16 protein-coding genes, 1 other RNA gene and 2 pseudogenes are annotated in these 25494 nt (G+C 50.5%); 8 read left to right on the top strand and 11 right to left on the bottom strand.

Features of this window, described 5'->3' with window-relative positions; genetic code table 11:
* Nucleotides 1-56: 56 nt before the first annotated feature.
* From recD to NQD60_RS02835, 4 genes are all read right to left on the bottom strand, one after another.
* The gene (gene recD / locus NQD60_RS02850; RefSeq protein ID WP_257100980.1) at nt 57-1826 is read right to left on the bottom strand and encodes an exodeoxyribonuclease V subunit alpha; all 1770 of its coding nucleotides are present in this window, start codon (nt 1824-1826) and stop codon (nt 57-59) included.
* The gene (gene recB, locus NQD60_RS02845) at nt 1823-5620 is read right to left on the bottom strand and encodes an exodeoxyribonuclease V subunit beta (RefSeq protein ID WP_257101244.1); all 3798 of its coding nucleotides are present in this window, start codon (nt 5618-5620) and stop codon (nt 1823-1825) included. Before recB ends, recD begins: the two co-directional genes overlap by 4 nt.
* Nucleotides 5621-5785: 165 nt before the next feature.
* Entirely contained in the window at nt 5786-9271 is a 3486-nt protein-coding gene (recC, locus tag NQD60_RS02840; protein WP_257100979.1) for an exodeoxyribonuclease V subunit gamma, read from the bottom strand.
* Nucleotides 9264-9509 (bottom strand): ChaB family protein, encoded by a 246-nt coding sequence (locus NQD60_RS02835; RefSeq protein ID WP_257100978.1) that lies wholly within the window; start codon nt 9507-9509, stop codon nt 9264-9266. Before NQD60_RS02835 ends, recC begins: the two co-directional genes overlap by 8 nt.
* Before the next feature lie 104 nt (nt 9510-9613).
* Between NQD60_RS02835 and NQD60_RS02830 the strand changes: the two genes are divergently transcribed.
* Complete coding sequence (locus tag NQD60_RS02830; RefSeq protein ID WP_257100977.1) at nt 9614-11851, top strand: FUSC family membrane protein; 2238 nt, start codon at nt 9614-9616, stop codon at nt 11849-11851.
* A 23-nt stretch (nt 11852-11874) separates the two neighbouring features.
* On the opposite strand, the gene NQD60_RS02825 is transcribed toward NQD60_RS02830, so the two are convergent.
* Nucleotides 11875-12798, bottom strand: coding sequence for an Rpn family recombination-promoting nuclease/putative transposase (locus tag NQD60_RS02825; protein WP_257100976.1), 924 nt, complete (start codon nt 12796-12798; stop codon nt 11875-11877).
* Nucleotides 12799-12963: 165 nt separating this feature from the next.
* On the opposite strand from NQD60_RS02825, the gene pepN reads away from it, so the two are divergent.
* Nucleotides 12964-15663, top strand: coding sequence for an aminopeptidase N (gene pepN, locus NQD60_RS02820; RefSeq protein ID WP_257100975.1), 2700 nt, complete (start codon nt 12964-12966; stop codon nt 15661-15663).
* Here the strand turns inward: pepN and NQD60_RS02815 are convergent.
* Nucleotides 15626-16831, bottom strand: coding sequence for a type II toxin-antitoxin system HipA family toxin (locus NQD60_RS02815; RefSeq protein ID WP_257100974.1), 1206 nt, complete (start codon nt 16829-16831; stop codon nt 15626-15628). The genes pepN and NQD60_RS02815 overlap by 38 nt on opposite strands.
* On the bottom strand, nt 16828-17154 hold the full coding sequence (locus NQD60_RS02810) for a helix-turn-helix domain-containing protein (protein ID WP_257100973.1): 327 nt from the start codon (nt 17152-17154) through the stop codon (nt 16828-16830). The genes NQD60_RS02815 and NQD60_RS02810 overlap by 4 nt, the downstream gene beginning before the upstream one ends.
* Nucleotides 17155-17327: 173 nt before the next feature.
* On the opposite strand from NQD60_RS02810, the pseudogene NQD60_RS02805 reads away from it, so the two are divergent.
* The 3 genes and pseudogenes from NQD60_RS02805 to NQD60_RS02795 all read left to right on the top strand — a co-directional run.
* Nucleotides 17328-17660, top strand: a pseudogene (locus NQD60_RS02805) (LysR substrate-binding domain-containing protein); the annotation flags it as partial.
* Between the two features lie 18 nt (nt 17661-17678).
* The gene (locus NQD60_RS02800) at nt 17679-19025 is read left to right on the top strand and encodes an amidase (RefSeq protein ID WP_257100972.1); all 1347 of its coding nucleotides are present in this window, start codon (nt 17679-17681) and stop codon (nt 19023-19025) included.
* A 119-nt stretch (nt 19026-19144) separates the two neighbouring features.
* Nucleotides 19145-20461 (top strand): MFS transporter, encoded by a 1317-nt coding sequence (locus NQD60_RS02795; RefSeq protein ID WP_257100971.1) that lies wholly within the window; start codon nt 19145-19147, stop codon nt 20459-20461.
* Between the two features lie 509 nt (nt 20462-20970).
* Here NQD60_RS02795 and NQD60_RS02790 read toward each other — a convergent pair.
* Both NQD60_RS02790 and NQD60_RS02785 read right to left on the bottom strand, forming a co-directional pair.
* A complete protein-coding gene (locus NQD60_RS02790) occupies nt 20971-21288 on the bottom strand; it encodes a galactosyltransferase-related protein (RefSeq protein WP_257100970.1) in 318 nt (105 codons plus the stop codon).
* A 257-nt stretch (nt 21289-21545) separates the two neighbouring features.
* Nucleotides 21546-21710: a hypothetical protein gene (locus NQD60_RS02785; RefSeq protein ID WP_257100969.1), complete on the bottom strand. Its 165-nt coding sequence runs from the start codon at nt 21708-21710 to the stop codon at nt 21546-21548.
* Nucleotides 21711-21832: 122 nt separating this feature from the next.
* Between NQD60_RS02785 and NQD60_RS02780 the strand changes: the two are divergent.
* A pseudogene (locus NQD60_RS02780) lies at nt 21833-22123 on the top strand (IS5/IS1182 family transposase); the annotation flags it as partial.
* Here NQD60_RS02780 and NQD60_RS09130 read toward each other — a convergent pair.
* Nucleotides 22061-22375, bottom strand: coding sequence for a tail fiber assembly protein (locus NQD60_RS09130; protein WP_306438080.1), 315 nt, complete (start codon nt 22373-22375; stop codon nt 22061-22063). The pseudogene NQD60_RS02780 and the gene NQD60_RS09130 overlap by 63 nt on opposite strands.
* Before the next feature lie 142 nt (nt 22376-22517).
* On the opposite strand from NQD60_RS09130, the gene NQD60_RS02770 reads away from it, so the two are divergent.
* A complete protein-coding gene (locus NQD60_RS02770; protein WP_257100968.1) occupies nt 22518-23888 on the top strand; it encodes a Fic family protein in 1371 nt (456 codons plus the stop codon).
* A gap of 271 nt (nt 23889-24159) precedes the next feature.
* Here NQD60_RS02770 and ssrA read toward each other — a convergent pair.
* Nucleotides 24160-24518: a transfer-messenger RNA gene (ssrA, locus tag NQD60_RS02765) on the bottom strand.
* 169 nt (nt 24519-24687) lie between these two features.
* On the opposite strand from ssrA, the gene map reads away from it, so the two are divergent.
* On the top strand, nt 24688-25494 hold the full coding sequence (gene map / locus NQD60_RS02760) for a type I methionyl aminopeptidase (RefSeq protein WP_257100967.1): 807 nt from the start codon (nt 24688-24690) through the stop codon (nt 25492-25494).

Raw genomic sequence — 25494 nt, 5'->3', positions numbered from 1 at the left:
CACTCTCTACGCGCTAAAAAAACAAAAGTGTATTAACAGCAGCGGGAGTCTATGCGTTATTTCAAGGGCTTTAATGAGAGCGCCATGATCGCCTCTTCTAGACGAGCGGATAATCCTGCTGCACGGATGGTTGGGGTTGCGACTGCTTGCCCAAATACACTGGGACTACCCAATATTGTCAGAGTTTGCCGAGCACGCGTAATGGCGGTATAGACCAATTCACGCGTGAGCCCGCCATGGGCTATTGCAGGCAAGACAAAAGCCAACTGGTTAAATTCCGAGCCTTGCGATTTATGCACAGTTAAAGCAAACGCAGTTTCATGAGGTGGCAATACAGCAGAAGATAACACACGCCAACCGCCACCCGTGGTTGGAAAAACAATGCGAAATTTATTTCCCGCAACGGGTAATGCAATGCCCATATCGCCGTTAAAAAGGCCAAGCGCATAATCATTGCGTGTAATCATCACCGGCCGGCCAGCAAACCATACTGCCCCGCTCGCCACCGGAATGCCGGCCATAGCGCATACACGAGTCGCTAACAACGCATTGAGCGTCTCAACCCCGCGCGGGCCTGCGCGTACGGCACTTAATACCCGATAGTGGTTTAAGGCCTCAAATAGAGGGCCTAGATCAGGACTCGCCTGCAGCTCAGTCAGCGCATATAGCAAGTCTTTTAACGCCTTTGCATACGGTGCGAAACCGTCCGCCATCAGGTTTAACGAACTCGCTGCAAGTGTCTCACCGTGATCGTCTATCAAGACTGCAGCCCCGGTTGAATCAGATAGGAGGTCTGCTTGCGCTGGCAACGTTGGCGGCTGTAGGACTAATGCCGCTAATGCATCCTTTGGCAAGCCAGCACGAATCGCTAGCGATAGCCGTCCGATGGCTGACTCAAGCCCAAAACGGTAATTATGTTCGAGGCGGCTAACACACTCGGCCAATCCTTTGCTGACATTCAGCTCAGCAAATACTGCCCCTGCCTCAACCGCCGCCAGCTGATCTTTATCACCTAACAAAATAAGCCAACTATGCGGCGCGAGGGCCGCGACCAGTTGTGCTGCCAGTGCAACGTCGATCATCGACGCCTCGTCAATCACAACAACATCATAGGGCAGCGGCACAGGAAGCTGAGCGTTAGCCTTTAAACCCGTGCCAAGCAATCGGTGTAAGGTGAAAGAGTGTTTAGGTAAGCGCTGTTTAATCGCTGCAGGTAGAGCGCTGGCACGTTCGGCGAGCGCGCTAAGCATGCGCTGAGCGGCTTTACCGGTGGGTGCCGCAAGCACGATACGAAGTTCCGGGTTGGCTTCAAGTAGACGAACCAGCTGACCGACCATTGCCGTGGTCTTACCTGTGCCTGGCCCGCCGCTGACTACAGTGAGTCGACCCGAGCAGGCGCACGCGGCAAGCACCTGTGCAATCCGCCGCTCATAGGCATAATAACGCGCCAGATAAAGCCGCCCGCCCTCATCCAGTACCAGCGGCAACAATTCGATATCTGCGGCCTGGCCGTCACTGACCAGACCACTTGAGAATAGCCACCGCTGCACCGCCTGTGATGTTTCACCGAGGCGCTCAGCGAAGGCATCGAGTACGATGCAAACATGTCCAGACGAACCCGCACGGCTTACTTCGGCCGCCGCCAGGGCAGTAACACGTGCGGCCTGGGCGCTGGCGCCAAGCTGCAGGGCCAGGGCATTGATACGCTGCGCAAAACCCTCCGCTAAAAATAGAGATGCAGCTGGTGGCCGCTGCGTAAGTATAGCTGCATCATTTGCATGAACTGGTGTCGGCGGAAAGCTATCCGTTAACCACCCCGACCTCATGAGCGCTCTCCATGCATGAGGCGATCCAGCGCATCGATCATCGCTGCTGTAGGTTTATGATGATAAACACCAGCCGCCTGCCCTTCTACCTGCCAGTCTGGACGCACGCCTCGCACAAATAAATATAAGTACCCGCCGCAATGCGTGGTGTAGTCATAGGCGGGCTGTTTAATGCGTAAATAACGATGTAGCGCAAGCGTATAGAGAAGCGCCTGTAAATGGTAGCCATGGGCAGCCATAGCAGTATGCAATGCGGCTTGATTATAGTGCACGGCAGTGTTGCCAAGATGGTTCGATTTCCAGTCTGCAATCCAGAAACGGCCTTCATGCTCAAACACGAGATCGATTATGCCTTTCATATAGCCCGTTAGCTCGCTTGCCTCAAAGTCAATGTCTAGATAGCCGTGCGTTTTCAAGAGTGCGTGCAGGGCGGATAAATCTAGAGCATGAGTGGTAAAAGTAAACTCCAATTCACGGAAAATACGGTTTGCAGCCACCGTAGCAAGCCTCAGACCAGGCACCAACTCTGTCATGGCTAGATCGCTTAATAAACGCGTCATCATGGCGACTGACACAGTAGGCTCTGCCCCTGCTGGCAACATGCGCTCTTGCAACACGCGCTCAATCGCTGCAGGCCAGCTCGCTGACGTAGTGAAATCCGTTAGCTCAAATAACCGGTGCAGATACTCGCCGGCAGCTGCACCACGCGGAAAATGAACAATATCGTCTGCCCCAGCAGACGGACTGGCAGCGGATGAGATTTCTGCCGGTTCAACAGGGCGTGCATGGCTTAAGAGCGAGCTAAAACTGGCGAGCCGCCAGCTGACAAAGGATGGCCGCCGCAGCACGCGCGCGCGCAACACCGCCGGCGGCGCTACGGGCAAGGGCTTTAGCGCACGCTGGGGCAGCATCGGCAACGGTTCAATCGTAATGAACTTCCCCTCAATACGTTTTTTAGAATTGAGCGCATCCAGTTCAGTTGTGTCCAAAACAGAATATTCATTAGCCAATGCATGCCAGCAGGCGGATATTTCGTCCTCTGTTGGCGGTTTAACTAACCAGCTTGAAAAATCATACCCGGCACCTGCCACCAGCCAGTTCAGCATACTTTGCCGCGCTTGCTTAGTTGAGCGTTGTGGCCCGCTTATATACAAGCCAGCCACTATATAGCAGCGGTAAACTGCGCGCGTCAGCGCAACATAGATTAAGCGCACACGCTCAGCTGAATGCTCAAAACTAGCAGCTTCCTTGGCCCGGTCTTCGTCAGCTTGGTCAGCGCCATAGTGAATCACCGCATGACCCTGCTCATCATGATATTCTCGCGCACTAGGTAATTTGTTTGAGGGCGCTGTACGAATTGCACCATCATTTAAAAATGGACAAAATACCACTGCATATTCCAAGCCTTTGGCCTTATGCACCGTCACAATCTGCACCAGATCGCGATCGGATTCAAGCCGCAACTGCGCTTCATCGCCGCCCTTGCGCGCGGCACGCTGTGTAGCCAGCCAGCGCAGCACTGGCTCAATTCCCGCTTGCTGAGCCGCATGAGCTTGCACCAGTTCCGCCAAGTGGCTTAAATCCGTTAAGCGCCGCTCGCCATTGGGGCCAACTGCGATACGTTGGGCGATACGCAAAGCGCGCAGGAGTGTGCGCCACATAAAGGCAAAGCCCCGTTCATGCCATAGCATACGGTAATGCGCGAATCGATCAATCCACTCTGCCCAGCCCTCGATTTGCCCTTGCGCCCATAGGTGAAGATTAGGCTCTAGCAGCGCCTGCTCATTGGCATCCATTGCATTGAGCGCCAGCGCATCTAGGCCAATCCAGTCAGTGGCAAGCGCTGTACGCAAGCGGCGTAAGTCGCCTGGCGCATCAATCGCCAGCAGTATATGCTCAAGATGAGCAGCGTCTTGAGTCTCAAACACTGAGACTTGCGCTAGTTCAACGCTACCCACTCCCCACTCGGCCAGCGCCTGCTTCATCAGGCTTCCTTGCCGGTGGGTTTGCACCAATACGGCGATTTGACCCGCGCTAAGCGGGACAGCACCGATATACGTTGCCCCTTCTGACATGGGCGCCGCAGTACCGATCGAAAGCAGGCGAGCAATCTCAGCCGCGCAGGCATTCGCCGCCGCTTTGAGCGCTTGTGGCTTAGTGAGTATGGCGTCGCCATGCGGCAATAACCAAACGCGGCAATCCGGTGTCTGCGCCTTTGTCTCTGGTTCAAGCTGCTCCGCGGAAGCTAACCTTAAGCGCGGCGGTTCGATAAAAAGGTCGCGTGCACGCGTATGCGCACGTACCGAACGATAATCAAGGCCAGGCAACACAAAAGCCGCCGGATTCGCGCTAAAAATCCGATTGCAGGCAGCAATTAACGCTGCACTTGAGCGTTGATTCACGGTCAGCGTATAACATGCATACGCTTCTTTGCGCGCCAGTAAATAGGTATGTAGATCGGCCGCGCGAAAACTATAAATGGCTTGCTTAGGGTCTCCAACTAGAAAGAGCGGGCCATGCGGCGCAAAGATCTGGCTTAAGATCTCAAACTGCACTGGATCAGTGTCTTGGAATTCGTCGATCAAGGCCGCGGCATAACGCCGCCTAAGCGCACGCACGAGTCCGGGATGCTGATTGAGCGCACCGTGTAAATGAGTGAGCAAGTCATTGAAGGACATCACACGCTGGGTGCGTTTTTTCTCACGTAAAGCGCCTCCTGCCCAGCTTAACCAGGCAGATAATAGTGATAACCAATGGGCGCGGTTAAGCGTAGCGGCCGTGTGTAATGCGCTAACGAGTTCATCCGCTAGCTTGAAAAATGGATGGCTTGGTACGGCACACCCTTTTTTAGTGCGCTTTTCGAGGACTGATGCGGTGAGAAGTTCGGCTTTTTCACCCAGCGCAATAGACGGATTGCCCTCATCGCAATACCGTGCCCAGGAGCTTAGCGCCAGTGCGACTGTCGTGGGTTTATAAGTATTTGCGTTAAGAGCGGGCAATGCCTCATCTAACTGCTGCTTAATCTCGCTCTGCTGCATTTGCCATAGGCTACGGGCAGCGGCAAACAAAGTCATCAGCGGCGGCGATGACACAGTCTCATTGTGCCAGCAGGATTGATCTATAGGGTTAAGATGATTTGCGCCGAACCTCAGCCGTGCTAACGGTTTTTGTGCGCACCGCGCAAACTCTTCAGCCAGCGTTGCAGGTCCTGCCCCATGCTCAACCAGCCAAGCTGCAAACTCGGCATGGGCAGCAGCGGCCGGCTCAATCCGCGTACGCCAAAATTCAACTGCTAACTCAAAACGCACTATTTCGTCATCTGTTTGCAGCTCGCATTCAAATGGCATGCCGGCCGCAAAAGGCGCTTCTTGCAGCGCGCGCTGGCAAAACCCATGGACCGTATAAATTGCCGCTTGGTCAAAACGGTGTAGTGCGTATTCAAGCCTGAGCTTTGCTTGAGCGCGCGTCATCTTGCTCTGCTCTATCACAGCCAGTAAGCCGGCCATAAAAGGATCGTCGCACGCGGCCACCTTTGTCAGTACGTGGACGAGTTCAGTCAAACGGCTACGAATCCGCTCATGGAGTTCAGCGGTCGCCGCTTTAGTAAACGTAACGACAAGAATTTGCTCAACATCGAGCGCTCTCTCAACTAAAAGACGCACATATAAAGCGCAAATATTCCAGGTCTTACCCGTGCCAGCGGATGCCTCGATCAAATTGACTCCATCAAGCGGGCACTTGAACGCATCAAACTCACCGCCATCACTATGGTTGTGCTGCTCCGTAGCGCTCACCGCATTTGCTCCGATGCGCGCACGCTCAAACGAAATACTGTCCACAAATCCGCCGTTTTGCGTACATCTGCTTTTTCCAAAATGGTTCTAAAGTACTCACCCATTTCCTCAAAAAAGGGGGACCTATTTCTATCTGTATAGGACAATTTAAAGTTTTACTCGCGATTAGCTGCCAGTTCGCTCAAGATGCTCGTTCAGCGGCATCAATACTGCTCGCGCAAGCGCCTTAAAACGCGCATCCAAGGCCCCTTCCGGCGGTTCTCCGCGCAGCATAAGCTGCAGCCATGCATCATCCATTTCAGCCACGGTTTGCCGCGCTGTTTGATTGCCAGCCCACATTCTACGAGCGGCTTCCTCTCCATCATTGATAAAAGCCCATGCGCTTTTGGGGAAAAAATGCAGCGGCGCACAGCGGCCTGCACGATAAAGCGCCATTAATTCAGCCAAATAGGTCTGGGCGTCATTAACCGTGTTTAAAGTAAAACTCATCGAGTTGCCTAGCCATACTGTGCACAGCTTCACCCCCGCCGGAGCCATCACACATAAAACTAGATGACGCAGCCATGCGCCAAGATAATCACGTGCGCCAGGCCGCCCATGGCGATACAGAATCAACCCGTCTTGACTGACATCATGCAATACACCCATCAACTGAAGCTGGCTACCTCCGCCAGCCGCGGCACTGTGCTCACCTAACAAGCATGGGACATCAGGCCATTTTGGCTCCAGTTCAAGCGTGAACGGATAGCTCACCACTCCAGCCGTACGGGCCAGACGAATGCGCGCAGCAAGTGCTGCCAGTGCATCCAATTCGCGCGTGCACACAAATGCGCCGGTTGCGCCATTCGGTAGCTCGGGGCTTGCTTGCGCAATACAGCGCGCGTGCTCGAATAAAACAGGCGGCCCCCCCTGAGTTTGATTGGCCTCGATGTCTTCGGGTTGCTCTCCTATGGCCAGCAACAGAGGCAACAGACGTTTTGCCAATGCATCACGCCCAGCATACTCAAGGGTGAACGGCTCAAAATCGGATAGCTCGTACTGGGCACGAGCCAGGGCGAGACCCAGCCTATCGCGCAATAATGCCCGCACTGGATGTTGCCAGAAGCGCTCGAAATCATCAAAGATGATTTCCTGGCTTTCTTCTAGCGGCAGCGGTGCACTAAAAAACGCTGCTGCCCTCCCCTCAGCGGAAGGCGCATTGAGTGAGTTAAGCGCTGTGGCAATTTCCGCACGATCTGAATCATAAGTAAAAAGCGCGCCATCATTGCTTAGATATTCGGCGGAGAAAGATTGCAACGGATGCTCAATCACAAAGCGCCTGCGCGCCGCCGCCATTTCAGTCTGCGTAGCATCCGGCCCAGCCAACGCCTGGCTTAGATAATCCAATAATTCACTCACCACAGCAGCACTGGGCAGTGGGGTGTTATCACGAATACTACGGCCAGTATAAGCCAGCAATAAACAATCGCGCGCAGCAAGCACCAAATCAAGAAACAAAGTACGTTCATCATCGCGCCGTTGGCGATCTCCCGGCTGGCTGAAGCTAGCCATCAGGTCAAATTCATCTGTCCGCACCTTACCCGGCAACACACCCTCCCCCATATCAAGCAGACAGACGACACGATAGGGCAGGCCCCGCAAGCTCGTCAGTGCAGAGAATGTCACGCCCCCCGTTGGCACACCACCCCGCACTGGCTGATTAAGCACGCGGCCAAGCGCCAAGCGCAGTACGGCTGCTGATAAAGGCTGCTTTGCGCCCCCTGCTTCCATCGCCTCAGTGAGCTCTATAATCGTAGCGCGTAGATCAGCGATTGGTTGGGCTGATTCAGTATCTGTTACGAAAAAACGCTCGATGGCATTGAGCAAAACAATGCGCCAGGCGGCTGCCGGGCGAGCCAACGCGCATTCATCCGCCAAGGCAGCCAGATCATCAATGAACCGTGACAAAGAACCTAACAGGCTAGCCTGAGCGCCGCTGACAGAGAGTATAGGCAAATAACCTTCAATCGGCAGCGCCCCAGCAGGCAAAGCATAGCCAAGATAGAGCCGCATTAAGGCGTCTGCAAAAGTGTGGCGTTCTGGCGCACTGAGGCTGTCATGACTGCTCAGGGTGTCATTGGATGGCGCCAGACCGCGCCGGGCAAGTGCTGTGGCAAGCCATAGCCGGAGCGTTTCGAAGACAGCGGCATCACTCCCGTCCTGGGTGTGCATAGAGGCGACAGCATCGATCTGAGTTTTGTCCGCTTGGCGAATTTCATAACGCGCGGCCAGTGCGTCAGTGCGTAGCCATTCGATTAAATTCGCTACGCCAATATTGCGTGCCGGTAGGTCGAGCATTTCGTACAAAACGCGCGCCATCGGGTTGGTGTGCAAAAACGGCAACCCTGTAATGCTATAAGGAATACGGCGCTTGCCATCAGTTGCGCCGAACACCGCATCAATCAGCGGGGCGGCGGCGGCCAAATTAGGCAATACCACCAGCACATCGGACGGCGTCCATGAAAGATTTTCATCCAATAGCGCGAGTAGCCGGTCATGCAACACTTCAAGCTGGCGCACTAGGCTATGACAAACATGCACTTCGACACCGGTCGCAGCCTCCTCGCCTGCCGCTGGCGGCACTGGCCACTGTTGCAAATTGAGCACAGCATTTTGTAACGCAGCTAGCCAAGTCGGGGCATCGTTCTCGATATAGTGCGCAGTCTCGCTACTGACTGTGCCTTCGCTTAGCTCTTGCAATAAATGCAACTGCGCCTGTGTTTGCCGGCCCCATTCAGCCAGTAGCAGATTGCCGGTTTCGTGATAATCAGCCTTGTTGCCTAATGCCAGTTCAGTCACCCGAGCCGCATCGACGATGTCATACCAATATTCACGGCAAGGGTTCATCACATATAGACGCACCTCGATCCAGCGCGCCAGCTCACGCAATAGAGCAATATGCAATGGCGGCATTGCGGGTAAAGCGAAGATACTCACAGATTTAGGCCAGCCGGCACGCGCCACGCTCTCTGAACTCAGCGTAGAGGCTTCATTGAGAAAGCGATAGGCGCCGGGTGCGCTCTCGCCTGACATTGCAAGCTCAGCAAAGATTAAACGCCATAATTGTGCTTGCCAGCACTCATCGCTTTGCCAGGTAGCACCTATGCCAATATCATTTGGCGTCTGGCTTGGTGCCATCGAGCGCCGAGCCATCAGCGAGCGACCTTCGTACCAGGCGGTAAGCCAGTCTGGGCGGTAGGTTAGATATTGATCAAAGAGCACTGCAACACGCTCGGCAAACTCATAGCGCATGGTATCGTCGGCCGCCTGCAAATAAGCACCAAGTCTCTCCTTATCCTCATGCGGCCATGTGCGTGCATCCAACCAATGGTAGCAATGCCATACCAACCGCTCTGGCGCAAAGGGAGAATGCTTAGGAATCTCATAGATGCGGCCGATTTGTGCCCATAGCCATTGTGCTAAATAAGCAAAGTCGACATTCATGCAGATGCCAAAGCGCGTAGCAATATCTAATTCGAGGCGGCGGCGCAGGGCAACGCTAGGCACAATAATAGAAGTGGCACACCAAGGATCGGACTTATCATCGGCCAGGTTATCCAGCAAAGCATCCGTCAGCGCTTCATAGCGATTTGAATAAAACAGCTTAAGCATTCGATTTTTGCTTTGGCACCCATTGACCGCTGTTAGCGTCTTTTTGATAGAATCGCTTGACAGCTGCCCACGCTACTTTATGAGCAGTTTCCTCTTGTGAAGCGTTATCTCTACGGTCTTTCTCATCACGATATTCGTCCCACGCATGATTGAAAGCTTCTTTGTAAATTTCCTGTGCATGCTGAGGGAGATGCGCGCGTACACTTTCGGGTAAATCATTGATCTCTCTATAAGGCATAGCGTTCTCCGAAAAACAACCCGAATAACAGAATACCACTTTCACAAAAATACGCTAGACTCTTACCCTCCGCCTGGTGGAGGCGTACCGGCTTTTTTATCTCCATGCGCTACTCAACACAAATTAAAAAGTTCTTATATAGCCAATATTTTTATGGTGGGCTACGCATCGCGTTTGGCATTTCGTTGCCGGCGGTGTTAATGCTTGCGCTATTTCACGACCGAGCGCTAGGTTTTACCATCGCCACCGGCGCGCTTGGCGTCTGCGCAGTGGATAAACCAGGACCGCTTAAGCATAAACATAACGATATGCTGCTCTGCTCGCTGCTTGGTTTTTTGGCGGCATTTGCGACTGGCATTGCTACCGGCGCCTCGCTGCCGCTATGGCTGACCATTGCGCCCTTAAGCTTTGCACTGTCAATGTTGGTGGTGTATGGCGATAAGTGGCTGCAAATTAGCTTTGCCACGCTCTTTATGATGATTGCCACCCTTGGCAACCATTTCACTGTCTTAGAGGCACTAATGAATGCCGCTTGGTTATTGCTTGGCGGACTTTGGTATACCTATTGGAGTACTTTAGTTAACCGCTGGCAAGCCGAGCGTATTGAACAGCAATCGATTGCCGAAAGCATGTTTGCAACAGCCGAATATCTGCGCGCCCGCGCCGATTTTTACAAACTGAATAACGATCTTGACGAGTGCCACCGGCAACTCGTGCTTAAACAAATTGCCGCCATCGATAAACACGACGTCGCGCGAGGCATTGTACTGCGCAATCTGCCTGTGCTGCGCGCAGGACACCTCGATGTACGGCGCACCATGCTTTTTAATCTTTTTATCAATATTGTAGATCTGCATGAAACCGTGGTTGCCGCACACGTAGATTACACTTTAATGCGCACGGTATTTGCAGATTCAGATGTGCTTATTTTTTTCCACGATTTTCTACGAAAATGCGCCCGCGATCTTGAAAATATTGGGCTTGCCGTATCGCAAAACAGCGCTTCGCAACAACTTGTCACCCTCAAAACTGAACTGCGCGCCCTTGAATTTGAAATTGACGTTAAGCGCAAAAAAGCCTTCCCGGCACAAGAACCTGAAGCTTATGCAATGCTCGTCGCCGCTTTCCGGCGCGTCTGGAGTGTCTCAAGGCTGCTCGATAAAATGCATCGCAATACGCGCAGCGATAATCCTCAGCCCACCACTGAATTACAACTTGATAAAGCCTTGCAGCATTTCTTACAGCGCCAGCATGTGCCACTACGGCAGATTTTTTCAAATTTGAAAATCGCCTCACCCAGCTTTAGGCATGCGCTACGCGTGAGCATCGCCGTGGCACTCGGACTGTGGATCGGCACACTACTGCCTCTGACTAATGCGTATTGGATCTGCTTAACCATCGTGATCATTATGAAGCCGGGGTTTTCTCTCACTAAACAACGCAATACGCAACGGTTGATTGGCACAGTCATTGGCTGTGCTGCGAGCGTTGCTTTGATTTTGCTAGTGAAATCCCCTGTCACTCTACTACTCGTGATGTTCACGTGCATGGTCATGAGCTATAGCCTGGTGCTTTTTAACTATACTGCAAGCGTGGTTTTTACGTCTTCTTATGTCTTACTTTTATATCATCTACTCGCACCAGAAGGCATGAGACTGATTGGTGAGCGCGCACTCGATACCGCTATTGGCGGCGCCATTGCGCTTGGCATTAGCCACCTATTTCCATATTGGGAATATCGCGTAATGAAACCGCTGGTCAAAGAAATGATTGCTTCAATGCGGCAATATTTCGACGCCATCTGCATGGGCGCCAGCAAAACAGCCGCGACTAACGCTCTACCGGCTTCACCCGCCATCAGCAACGACTTCCGCTGTCGGTTGGCGCGTAAAAATACACAGATCGCCTTTGCCAATCTAGGCAATGCATTTGCTCGCATGATGTTAGAACCTAAGGCACAACAAAAATTCGTAGCTGAAATAAACGACTTATTAATCCAAAGCCATACACTTGCCTCACAAATGGCGGCAGCTGCACCTTTATTAGCTGCAGACGGCACAGCTGACAACCCTGCGCTCGCCCATGCCCTGAGTGCAATACGCGAAAATCTGATGCAAGCAGAAGCAGGCGCGCAGGTAGAAAGTGATTTTGCGCAGATCAAAAAAGAGCTAACGCACAGATTGGATGCAATGGTCATCGAGGCCGAACAAGCGAATACTGAGCCTAATGAAATCGTACAAGAATTAAAGCTGCTTGCACTCCAGTGCAAACAGATGGTTACTGTATCGCAATTAATCTGTAAAGATGCAGGCGCGATTCAACTGCCGGCCCCAACACATTAAAAAAATCACAGCAAATGCAAGCCTTAGTGGCTTAACTGCTTTAACTTTAATGTTGCAATTTTCTCATCAGAAAGTTGGGTGACTTGTTTGATGAAATTTAGGGCAGCGCCTGATTTCAACATATTTTCAGCAATGGTGAGAGCCATTTGACGCTCACCTTTTTGCTGGCCTTCTTGCAAGCCCTTTTGCCGTCCTTCCTCAATTAAATATTGTGCAGCAGACATAATGTCCTCCTGATAATTTGGTGCAATGCTGATCATAGATTGGACAAAATGTTCGTCCAATCCCCGGCCTTCTTTTGCTAGATAATATAGCAATCCTTTTCTCTTTTCAATGGATAATGGATAGCGTTCAAAAAGCTCAAAAATTTTAGGCGCGAGTTGCTGTAAATCCAAACTATGAATATACTTTTGAGCTAATTTCAATACCGCGCAACGCTTATGTGTCATCAAGATATCGTCTGCTATTGCCGACAAATCGATCAGTTGGATGGGCTTGATTAAGACAAACATTTCTTGTGCCAATGGTTTATCTCGAAAGCAATCCAAAAGACTAAGCGGGCCTCGATAAGCAGTTGTGCCTCGATAAAAGATAATCGGAAATACAGCCGGTAATAGCGTGTCACCTTGATTAAGATGCTGCTTCATGATCGCGCTTTGATAGCGCCACAGCTTAAAAGGCGTCAGCTTCCCCACAGCACTTTCATGCTCGAGCAAAATATATGCCGCTCCTTGGCCTTTGAGCACACGGATTGAATAAACGATATCGCAATAATGCTGGCTTAAATCAGCCTCAACAAATGCGCCGGGTGCAAGAGCCAGCGTATTAAAATCAAACTGTTGTTGCAAAGAAGAAGGCAAGTGGATTTGCAAAAATTCGCGGGCGATATCCACATCCATCAAAAAAAGTTTGAACAATGCATCATGTGGCATCGATAGTGTATTCATTCTGCCCTCGCCGTGTAATGAGTCAGCTTATTCTGACTCGATCGGACTCGGATGAATACCTAGCCGGATGGCTAATTTTGCGGCTGATGAATCGATTCATTTTGTACCAGACCACCCAGTTTTTGTACAATAGAGCAAACAATCCTTTTCCGCACTCACTTGACAATGCCAAATTCCACCTCCCCGAGCACCATTCATCGTACTGACTACACTCCGCCCCCTTTTCTGATCGATACAATCGAACTGGAATTTGAGCTTGAAGCTGAGTGCACCACCGTCACCAGTAAAATGCAGCTGCGCCGCAACCCGCAGGCCGCTTACTGTCCTGAATTACAGCTAAACGGCGAAGCCCTTCAGCTGATTAGCATCCACCTTGATGGCGTTCCCTGCACCAACCGGCAAATAGATGAGGCAAAACTCACCCTCTATAATGTCCCCGATGCTTTTGAACTCACTATCGTCAATTCTTGCAAGCCTGCCAGCAATACTTCTCTCATGGGCTTATATTTATCAAACGGCCATTTTTTTACTCAGTGCGAAGCGCAAGGTTTTCGGAAAATCACTTATTTTCTTGATCGCCCAGACGTGATGGCGCGTTATACGGTGACTCTGCGCGCCAACAAAGCGGCTTATCCCATCTTGTTATCCAATGGCAATTTGATTGAGGCGGGTGATTTACCTAACGGCAAACATTATGCCAAATGGCACGACCCCTTTGCCAAACCGAGCTATTTGTTTGCCCTGGTTGCGGGCCAATTGGTGGCCCTTGAAGAGCACATCGTAACCCGCTCAGGCGCTCAGAAACTATTACAAGTCTGGGTTGAAGCGCATGATCTCGATAAAACGCGTCATGCCATGGACGCACTCATTCATGCCATCCACTGGGATGAAGCACGCTTTGGCCTTGAGCTTGATCTTGAACGTTTTATGATTGTTGCGGTCAGCGATTTCAATATGGGGGCCATGGAAAATAAAGGGCTCAATATTTTCAATACTAAATGCGTGTTAGCCAATCCTCAAACCGCTACCGATAGTGATTACGCCAATATTGAGGCCGTCGTCGGCCATGAATATTTCCATAATTGGACGGGCAACCGCGTAACTTGCCGCGATTGGTTCCAACTCAGCTTAAAAGAGGGACTTACCGTATTTCGCGACCAAGAATTCTCAGCCGATATAGCGGCGGCAGGCGCGGTCAATGCTGCGGCCGCACGGGCAAGCCAACGGATCGAGAATGTGCGTATTTTGCAGCAAGTGCAATTTGCTGAGGATGCGGGCCCAATGGCGCACCCTGTGCGCCCAGAAAGTTACGTTGAAATCAATAATTTTTATACCGCTACGATCTACGAGAAAGGCGCTGAAGTCGTCCGCATGTATCAAACGCTGCTAGGCCGCGACGGTTTTCGCCAAGGCATGGATTTGTACTTTCAGCGCCACGATGGGCAAGCGGTGAGTTGTGATGATTTCCGGCAAGCAATGGCCGAGGCGAATCAGCGCGACCTGGCGCAATTTGAACATTGGTACAGCCAGCTAGGTACGCCTTACATTTTAGTGCGCAGCCAATATGACGAAGCGGCCCGAACTTATACGGTGACACTGGCACAGCACTATAAACCTGTGCTGAATGCACCTCGTACAGTACGCGCGCCACTCCTGATTCCGTTTGCCATTGGGCTGGTCGATGCAAATGGGCAGGACTTTGCATTACAACTGGATGGCGAAGACGCACCAGGCACTGCAACACGCGTGCTTGAATTAAGCCAAGCTGAACAAACGTTTCGCTTTATCAACGTGCAGACTCAACCCGTACCATCACTGCTACGTGACTTCTCGGCGCCGGTGATTGTCGAATACGATTATACTGACGATGAGCTCATCTTTTTACTGGCCCATGACAGTGATCCGTTTAATCGCTGGGCGGCTGGCCAACGGCTTGTAACCCGCACTTTGCTTGCCCTCGCCCACCAAGCCGGGCGTACCCAACTCACTGGCAATGAGCTTAACCAGTCGATCATCGATGCTTTTGGCCGCATCTTGCGTGACGAAACACTGACCCCTGCCTTTCGAGAACAGGTACTGACCTTACCGACCGAGATTTACCTGGCGGAGCAAATGGACCAGGCAGACCCAGCGGCAGTCTATACTGCACGGCAATATCTACGCACCCAGCTGGCTAACGCTCTGAGTCACGACTGGTCCGCTATTTATGCACGTCACCAAACGCCCGGCCCATACCAGCCAACACCCGCCGATATGGGACAACGTGCTCTAAAGAACCTAGCGCTTAGCTATTTAACCAACAGCAAGCAAAGCGCGCACGCGCTACATCTAGCGCAAACACAATATGCTCGCGCCGATAATATGAGCGATCGTAGTGCAGCCCTTGCCGCTTTGATACATCTAGGTGGCCAGCCCGCGCAAGCAGCGCTTGCCGATTTTTACCAACGGTTTGAAAACGAACCGCTGGCAATTGATAAGTGGTTTGCATTACAAGCCACTCAACAGCGCACAGAGATGGACCTGATCAAGGTTGTACGCACTTTGATGCATCATCCTGCCTTCACATTAAAAAACCCGAACCGCGTACGCGCGCTCATTTTTAGCTTTATCAGCGGCAACCCTGCGCAATTTCACGCAACGAATGGCACAGGCTACGCACTCTGGGCTGAACAGGTGCTGGCACTTGATACGCTCAACCCTCAGCTTGCTGCGCGGCTTGCCCGCCTACTTGAGCGCTGGCGTAAATTTACCCCAGCACTACGCGAGCAAATGCACGAGGCGCTTGCAACAGTATTGGCCTCAGTACAATCAAAAGACGTCCGCGAAATCATTGACAAAGCGCTGATATCTGCTCCAGCGAAATAAACCGCCGGCAAAGCTCAATATCGTTTGCTGATACATGAGATTGGGCAAAAATTTGCGGCCAGCGTTCTAATTGAATGGCTAACTGTTTCAGCACCGCGCTCGCTTCAGTCTTGGTGAGCATGAAACGGCCACAATCCGCCATCATATTAAAGAGCGTTGGCTCATAACTGCCTGCGCCAACGAGCAGCTGTTGATATCCCACCGCTTGCAACTGGGGCTGAAGATCATACGCTGGAGCAAGCGTCCAATGCCCGTCCCGGTACAAAAAAGCATGATTTTTTTCGTGGTCATCGGTGTTCTCCATCAACACATTAAATGCCATCCTGAGAAAAATTTGCAAGCAATCTGCTTTAGGGTAAGCTGAAAACCGGCGCGCCGTTTCAGCGATATCAGAGTATGCCATTTCGCCCTCTTTGATGCCTTGTGCTAATAGCAAAGTACGGGCGCTGGCAAAATGGTAGCGGCGACCATCGCTGGCCCGATCGAAACGCTCCACTAATAAAACGTTTTTGCCATGAATAGGAATGAGTTCCGATGCCGGCACTGCGATGCCGCAGGCAGCGGCTAAGCGCAGCGAAGCATATTCAAGCGCACACACATCAGCTTCATCCCCATAGGCTGGAAACTTAGCTAACCACTTGCGTCCACCTTCTTGCAAAATGACTTTGGGGCGGGTGCCACCTGCACTCGCCCCAGGTTGCAACAGCCGGCGTAAATGCTCAGTCATCGGTAGCTGACACTCGACAGCAGATGCTGCTTGCAATAGTTCGGCCAGATCTGCACAACCAAAAACCTGCTGATGCCCAGCTTGGTAAACGGTTTCTGACAGTGAAAAACCAAGCGCGCCAATCCTATCCTCACCGGATAGCACCAAATAATCAATCGGTGAACGCCGCTGCGGCTGAAAAATTTTATCAATAATTTGGCGGCCCCAACGATCCGGACCTGCATCCTCAAAAATCGGGGGTAAATCTTGCCCAGCGGAGGGCTCTAACTGACCTCGCCGCAATGGCAGATCAGGCGCGAGCGCAAACGCATTCGACCTACTCAGATAATCAGGCAAATATCGAAACAAACAGCGCCGCCCACCCAACAATTCAAGTTCACCGCAAGGTATAGGAGCACTTGCGCCCTCGACATATACCCAAACAAAAAGCCGATTATTCATCGCGCACTTCCGTTGACTTTAGGTTCTAACCTACGTAACTCGAGCAATAAAGCCGTTTCATCATTGAATGGATCAGCGATCTCGCTCAGAAATGCAAGCCGCCCAATGAGCCACAGCGCCATTGCATAAATCGCGATAGAAACAGTCGGGTCGCCTCGCTCCATTTTGCGTAAAGTCGGTATTGATACCTGCATTCTCTCTGCAAACGAGGCAAGCGTTTCTTTGCGGCGTTTACGCGCAATGCGCAAATTTTGGCCCAATTCGCCCAAGCTGCGAGCAACAGGTGCGGGGAGCATGGAAGCGGCGGTAGATCGTCTAGACATAGAAACAATAGTTACTCTTTTTATTATAAAAAGCAACTATTATTTCTTTTTAATTGGCTATTCTTTTAGATCAGCGCGAGTTTCTTCAACCCGCCTGGCGCCCTCTTATAAGTTTTGCCATAACTTTGAATATGGCGAACAGTATCTGCGATCTAGCTTCAATGAACTACTCCGTACCGGACGATATGCTCGATATCGTCAGGCAAGTCCTTAAACCAGCCGGCATCGAACCTAAACGCCGTACTTCTGAATTGACCGTTGCTATCTTGCAACTGCTTGCTAGCCGACGCGGGATTGCTGCGTTACCCTGGTGGGCAGTAGCAGCTTATCTAGAAAAACGCTACGTTAGCGCACGGCCAATCGTCGCGCATAATGGTGAATTGCTGGCTGGCGAGCTTTATGCAGCAGCACTGCCAGCGCTCTCGGCACAACCATATATGCGCGAATTTGTGTCAATCATGCACGAAACGAGCCTCGTGAATCTACCTGCGATTGAATGGCTTTAATACAGTAAAAGAGCACAAATGAAGACGATTCGGAATCTGGCTGCTGAATTGCAAAGCGGACGTACTACGAGCGTACGCCTGATTGAAGACGCTCTCACGCGCATCGATGCCCACCGTCGTGGCGGCGGCAGTGCTTGGATCAACATCAACGCAGAAAATGCATTAGCCGCGGCACACGCAGCCGATGCTGCGCGCACTGTCGGTTATGCGCCATCGCTGTTGGCCGGCTTGCCAGTTTCGATTAAAGATTTGTTTGATATCGCCGGGCAAATTACGACAGCCGGTTCGCGCGCGTTAATGGATGCGCCGCCGGCCACCTCAGATGCTCCCGCAGTCGCCCGCCTGCGAGCTGCGGGCGCCATTTTGCTTGGCCGTACGAATATGAGCGAATTTGCTTATTCAGGACTCGGCCTCAATCCACATTATGGCAACCCCTGCACCCCTCATCACCCAAACCGCGTAGCGGGAGGGTCGAGTGCCGGCGCTGCCGTTTCTGTGGCGGGCGAAATGGCGGTCGCTGCCCTAGGCACCGATACCGGCGGCTCGATTCGAGTGCCCGCAGCATTTTGCGGACTGACTGGCTTTAAGCCAACCGCCAAGCGCATTCCTATGGCGGGCGCCATACCGCTTTCTCCATCGCTTGATTCAGCTGGACCGCTCGCCCAGTCGGTTGACTGCTGTGCAATTTTCGATGCTGTATTAGCCGGCCAATCCCCCCCCTCAATTGAGGCTAGCGCAGCCAATATTAACGGCTTACGCTTTTACGTCACCGACGATTACGTCAGTGCCGATCTAGACGATGCCGTCAACACAGCTTTTCAAGCAGCGCTTGAGGCATTAGGCCAAGCAGGCGCGCATATCGTACAATTTTCTTTTCCCGAGTTATTTGAGCTTAGCCAAATTAATGCCAAAGGGGGTCTCGTTGCAGCCGAAGCCTGGGCTTGGCACCGGCCACTCTTTAAGCGTGCTGGCGCAAGTTATGACCCGCGGGTTGCCGCCAACATCCGCAAAGGCGAAACCCATACGGCGGCCGACTACCTTGATGTACTCGCCGGACACCAGCGTTTACAAGCAGCAGCTCGGCAGCGTTTAGAGGATGCGGATGCATGGCTGATGCCCACAGCGGCTATCGTGCCGCCACCGTTAGCGCCGCTCATCCATGACGACGCTTTATTTTTTTCAACCAATACACTGGCCTTGCGCAATGCACGCATCACCAACATCTTGGACGGCTGCGCGCTCACTCTACCCTGCCAGCAAGCCGGAGAACTACCGGTCGGACTGTCCGTGTGCGGTTTCGCACATAGCGACGCGCGGATTATCCGCATAGCCCGCGCGATCGAAGCGGTACTTGCTGCCCGCTAATCCACCTTTCAATCATCCTCTTTTGAAGAACCCCTACAGAGTCTAATTTTAAATTGAAATTTTTTTAAACGGGAAACGACGAGTGCATTAAAAACACGACACTTGAAGGAGCAAAAGAGATGAGCACCACCTTAGCTACCCCCTCGCATGAGCTAGCAACGATATACCGTAAAATCAACTGGCGCATCCTATCATTACTGACATTAGGTTATGTCCTGGCTTATATGGACCGTGTCAACATTGCATTTGCAAAACTGCAAATGCAACAAGATATTGGCATTAGTGAGGCCGTCTATGGCTTAGCCGCGGGTATCCTATTTATCGGCCTGATGTTATTTGCGGTACCGAGTAATCTATTGCTTTTAAAAATAGGCGCGCGTAAAACTTTTAGCCGGATCATGATTTTATGGGGATTAACTTCGGCGGCCATGCTGTTCGTGCATGACGCCTATAGCTTTTATGTGTTGCGCTTTTTGCTCGGCGCGTTTGAGGCCGGGTACTTTCCTGGCGTAATTTTTTACCTTACTTATTGGTACTCAGAAGCCCGTACCGCGCGCGCCATTTCTTTCATCATGTGCGCTGCCGCACTCGCAGGCATTACTGCTGGCCCGCTTTCCACTTGGCTGATGACGCATATGACGAACATCTGGATTTTAAAAGGGTGGCAGTGGATGTTTCTGATTGAGAGCTTACCGTGCATCGCTCTTGGACTGATCATCTTTTTCTACTTAGAGGATACGCCAGCACAAGCAAAATGGCTGTCCGCTGGAGAAAAGCGCCGACTCAATGCCGACCTTGCGCAACGTCATGTCGTGCGTCCCTCTTACCAGCGGATGCACCATGTCTTCAAAGACAAACACTTCTATGCAATGGCGCTGTGCTACTTAAGCTTTCTGGCGGGTATTTACGCGGTCAATTTCTGGATGCCAACCATCTTAAGAGAAGCCAGTTCAGCCAACTCAGTCAGTTTGACCCAAATTGGCCTATTGTCAGCCATTCCATATACGGTCTCGATCATTACAATGATTGTGTTTGGGCGCACTTCCGACCGCTACCTTGAGCGGCGTTGGCATACCACGCTCTTAATGCTCATTAGCGCCCTCGGGCTCTGTGCTATGGCCAGCAATAACCTTATCATTGCATTGATTAGCATCACGATTACCACTGCCGGTCTATTTACGGTGTCTGTTGTATTTTGGGCCATGGCTTCGGATTATTTAAAAGGCAAACTCGCCGCGGGCAGCATTGCAATTTTGGATGTCATTGGTTTAGCAGGCTGCTTTTTAAGTCCCGTTATTATCGGCTGGTTGAAAGAGGTCACAGGTAGCCTGCAAATGGGATTATTTATTATCGCGGGCTTAGTGTTGGCGGGTGGACTTGCCATTGCCGTCTTAGGGCCAACTCGGGAACACACGGCAAGCTCAAGTTCGCTCTAACTATGTGAACAGTAGCGCGACACGTCCTACAACCCGATGAAGCGAACCGTGCTTTTGATGTAGTGCTCCCGCACTTCTATCGTAATGGGAGTGTGAATAGCCTAAAGGTGTTCCCACAATGAAAACGGGCGCCCCCGGTTACACCAGGTAGCGCCCGCCGATCGAGCATTCCCGGTCCCATAGACACCATAGCATAAAAGTTACCTGTTTGACCGCCCCATCGCTGAAGAAGCGGGGCTTCCGCATGAAGCCTCTTGTAGGCCGACTGGCAGAACTCTCAGCCGAGTTACCCGAGATACGTTTGGTGTATATGGCAGCCCGTGAGCAAGCGCATCAATATATTTTTGCATGCGTATTTCTCCATCCATGCACAACGTCTGAGCCGTCGGTAATGTGTCAAAGGTTAATACGACAACTGGCTGTTTAGTTAACGAGCTAACATTCTGCATATAGTGAGTATTTAACGTAAAATGAAACACAATAAAATATACAAAAGCTTCCCAATTAATTCAATCAATTTTAGAAAAATTATCGTATGCCAATTCACTACCTTGGTGAATAATATTCTTCATTTTAAGAAATCTCATTTCAAACTCACGATTAGATTCCAAATGCAATAATTTGGCATCATTCAAAATTTTCTTAACAATACCTTTTGCTTCTAATTTTGATCTAATGTTATCGTCCTCTCCGCCCCATCCTTTTTTAATAAAGTCATTTGTATAATATTCCACTTTTTCTAAATTTTCTTTGGTGCAACAAATAGAACCATAATTAAATCCGCTTATAAATTTTTCGCATCTTGTTTCATTACCATAGTGGCTCATCAAGATTTCATTATTACTACAATGTGACGCATAGTAGTCGTATGTCGTAAATAGAATAGAGCCAACTGTAAATGTATTCTCATCGCATTCACATACTAGTGAATGAATAGCATTGTCAAGTAAGATTGATTCTGGTGAAATGACGATACAATATTTTCCTGTTGCTTGCGCGAGTCCAAAATTAATGACAACACTTGGATTTCTCCATGGGTGTTTTTCATAATTTTGATAAAATTTATAATGTATTTTATATTTAATTAATTAAATAAATATCGATCAATATCAATATTTATTGGCTCATCAAATACTATTATTAATTCTTTTATATTTTCAAATTGCTTATAATTTTTTTCAATCGCAAATTTAAATTCACTTTCTTTTTTGTAAAACGGAATAATGACACTGACATCAAGTTTTCTCATGTTTTACCCGTACTTTGATTGATTTAGGTATAGCTATAATATCCTATATTCTGCTACCATCCTTTCAAAAATCTTGAATTTCGTTCTGGATCGTGCTGCGATAGTCGTTTGATTTTTCGGAGGTTGGGCAATTGGATTTAGAGTGGACGTTTATTGATGGTAGCTATATCAAAGCTCACCAGCACAGCGCTGGAGCGGCAAGTGAGCGAGATGAAGCCATCGGGAAAAGTCATGCGGGTCAGACCACCAAAATCCATTTAGCAGTCGATGCTTTTGGGGAAACCGATTGAGTTTAGCATTACAGCCTTCGCGCGGTTAAAACAGCTTCATTAGCAACCCGATTCGATAAGTTAAAACGCAATTATGAGAGTATGGTCACTATCGCATGCGCTTTCTTGTGGCTGCCTATGTGAAACGTCAACACGCCCTAGGATAAATCGCATTGATTTGATCCAAGCGAGGCTGAAACCAATAGTGTTGACGGTAGATTGATCAGACGGTTTAGGCCAATCAACCTGAGCCGGAAAGCCTGGCTGTTGCTCAATGCGGTTAAGTTTGACGCGATACAGTTTCCATGCTTTTAGGCGCTGTCTTTCGTCATCAGTGGCTATTTTGAGGTCTACTGCATCCTGTAAAGGGGCAGCTTTTAGAGCCGCTTCATTCATAAATGCGCAGCGCATTCAAATGAGGTTTAGCATAAATAATTCTGATTAAAAGTGGCGCGGTTATAAAAACTGCGCCACTTTTATGGCGCAGTTATAAAAACTGCGCCATAATTGCTTCATATTCAGAAGTAAAGAGCGTTAAATGAAGTCATCTGCTAAACAATTATTACTTTCTATCCAACATTCCCCCGAAGGGCTTACTTTAGCTAAGCTGCTTACTCTGCATCCCGAGCTGGCGCGCCGAACCGTTCAGCGTTGGTTGAGTCAATCGATTACCCAGAGAAAAATCGTGGGTGTGGGGGAAGGGCGCGCTAGACGATATGTGGTGGCTACCCCATCTTCAGTTACTGCGCCCGAGCTCAGCGCGGTTTTCCCCAGCGCAATTTCTTTATCTTTAGACAGCCAAGAGATTTTGGCGTACGTCAATCAACCTCTTATGGTGCGCAAGCCAGTTGGATATCAATGGGATCTTCTAGAGAGTTATCGGCCCAATCAGAGCTGGTATTTACCTGCGCCACTGCGCCGTCAGTTATGGAAAATGGGCGATGCAGGCCAGGCCAAATTACCTGCTGGTACGTATGGCCGCACTCTATTGAATCGATTGTTGATTGACTTATCATGGGCTTCGAGCCAACTAGAAGGGAATACTTACAGTCGCCTCGATACACGGGAGTTGCTTGAGCACGGCCATGTCGCAACGAATAAGACGGCTTTTGAAACCCAGATGATTCTCAACCATAAAGCGGCCATTGAGTTGCTGGTGGAGAACGCAGAGGTAGTTGGATGTAATCGTTATACGTTGCTTAATTTACATAGTTTATTAGCAGAAAATTTATTATCGAACCCAGCCGACGAAGGGCGCCTGCGCCAACATGCTGTGGAAATTGGCCAAAGCGTTTATCGGCCGCTTGCCGTGCCGGCTCAGATTAGTGAGGCGCTAGATAAATTGTTAAATAAAGCGAGCAAAATCACTGACCCATTCGAGCAGTCTTTTTTCATGATGGTACATCTGCCTTATTTGCAACCCTTCGCTGATGTAAATAAACGGGTTTCGAGGCTAGCTGCGAATTTGCCTCTGTTGCGCACGAATCTGTGTCCTCTTACTTTTCTAGGTGTGTCTGAAGCTGCCTACAGCTGCGCTATTCTCGGTGTCTATGAGCTAACACGCATCCAATTATTACGAGATTTATATCTTTGGGCTTATGAGCGTTCGACCCAAGAATATGTTGTGCTTAAGCGGGATTTAGTTGAGCCAGACCCAGTACGTTTGGCCTATGGCACTTTGATTAAGCGCATGGTGCACGATGTGGTAGTGCGCCCAGAGCAGGATGCTTTAGCTTTGCTAGAGGGTTATTTGCAAGAACATGGCATACCTGAAGAAAAGCGCGCAGATGTCTTAGCGTTGACGCTTGAAGAGTTGCGGCGTTTGCATGAAGGTGTGTTGGCTCGCTACGGATTACGCCCCATGCAACTGGCAGCTTGGCAAGCTAGGCATAGTGTAGGCAAGGTTTAGCCTGTCTCAAGCGTCTTACTTGATTAAGCTGGCTGAGAATCGTGATTAATTGCTGCGGCATTCGGCGGTATTAAACCAAATTGGACAATGATCGCTCGTCGCTATGGTCGCTGGATGCCGTCAGCAGATCAGCAAGCCGGAGAAAAGGCTACAGCGCTTTTTGCTAAAAAAATGCTGTCGGAATGCTGTCTTTCCGATCAGAAATGAGTGGTAATCAGGGGTAAAAAACGATATTTCAAAAATTCTAACCCATTGATTTCAAAGGAAATATTGGTGGAGCCGGCGGGAATCGAACCCGCGTCCGCAAGCACTCTACAAGCAGTTCTACATACTTAGTTCAATCATTTAATTTAACTGCAGCAGCGCGGACGAACACGCTCTACTACAGCGATTCACTAGATTTAATAGTAGACGCCGTGACATCACCTACTACGGTCTGACGTAAATGACCTCGCGCGGTCTTGCGACCCTAACCCGTCAGAGAGCGAGTGCGAGGCGAGCCGCAATTAAGCGGCTACAGCGAACGTTTTGTCGTTTGCAGTTACTTTTTTTCCCATTGATTAACGAGGTAACGGGTCCTCGGTATGCCCTACATTGCTTTGCAACCCACGTCGAAACCAAGTCGGCCCCGTGGTATCCAGATTATTCCACAAATCGGCGCTTAAAGAAACGTCTTTTAATTCCCAACTATTCAAATCCATTCGTCAGCAGGCCCAGCCTTCGCTGCTATGCGCTTGCACTCGATACTCTCATGAGGTCATAATACAAATGAGCGCAGCTAAGACAATTGGACAAAAATATGAGTATTACCATTAAAAATGAAAACGATATCGCGCAGATGCGTGTTGCTTGCCGACTAGCGGGCGAAGTGCTGGATTACATTACGCCGTTTGTCGCGGCTGGCATCAAGACCGGCGAACTTGATCGCCTGTGCCACCAATATATGCTCGACGAGCAAAAAACGATTCCAGCCCCACTGAATTATCAGCCCGATGGCTACCCGCCCTATCCTAAAGCGACCTGCATTTCAGTGAATGATGTCGTTTGTCACGGCATTCCGGGTGACAAGGTGCTCAAAAATGGCGATGCCTTAAATATTGATATTACCGTGATTAAAGATGGGTATTTTGGGGATACGAGCCGCATGTTTATTGTGGGCGAGGGTTCAATCCTCGCCAAGCGGCTCGTGCAAACAACCTATGAATGCATGTGGCTAGGCATCGATCAAGTGCGCCCCGGCGCGCAGCTAGGCGATATTGGCTATGCCATTCAGCGACATGCCCAAGCACAAGGCTATAGCATCGTGCGCGAATATTGCGGACACGGTATTGGGAAAGTCTTCCATGAAGATCCACAAGTGCTTCATTATGGCCGGCCAGGCACCGGTCTTAAACTCGCGGCAGGCATGATCTTTACGATTGAGCCGATGATTAACGCCGGGCGCCGCGAGATTCGCACGATGCCGGATCATTGGACCGTGAAAACGCGGGATCGCAGCCTTTCTGCCCAGTGGGAACATACGGTACTGGTCACAGAAACGGGCCATGAAGTGCTCACCGTATCGGCGGGTTCCCCAGCACGTCCAACAAATAGCGTCGCCGTTTAA

The sequence above is a fragment of the Mycoavidus sp. SF9855 genome, from assembly GCF_024582735.1.
Lineage (GTDB): Bacteria > Pseudomonadota > Gammaproteobacteria > Burkholderiales > Burkholderiaceae > Mycoavidus.
This window is presented reverse-complemented; position numbering and strand designations above follow the sequence as displayed.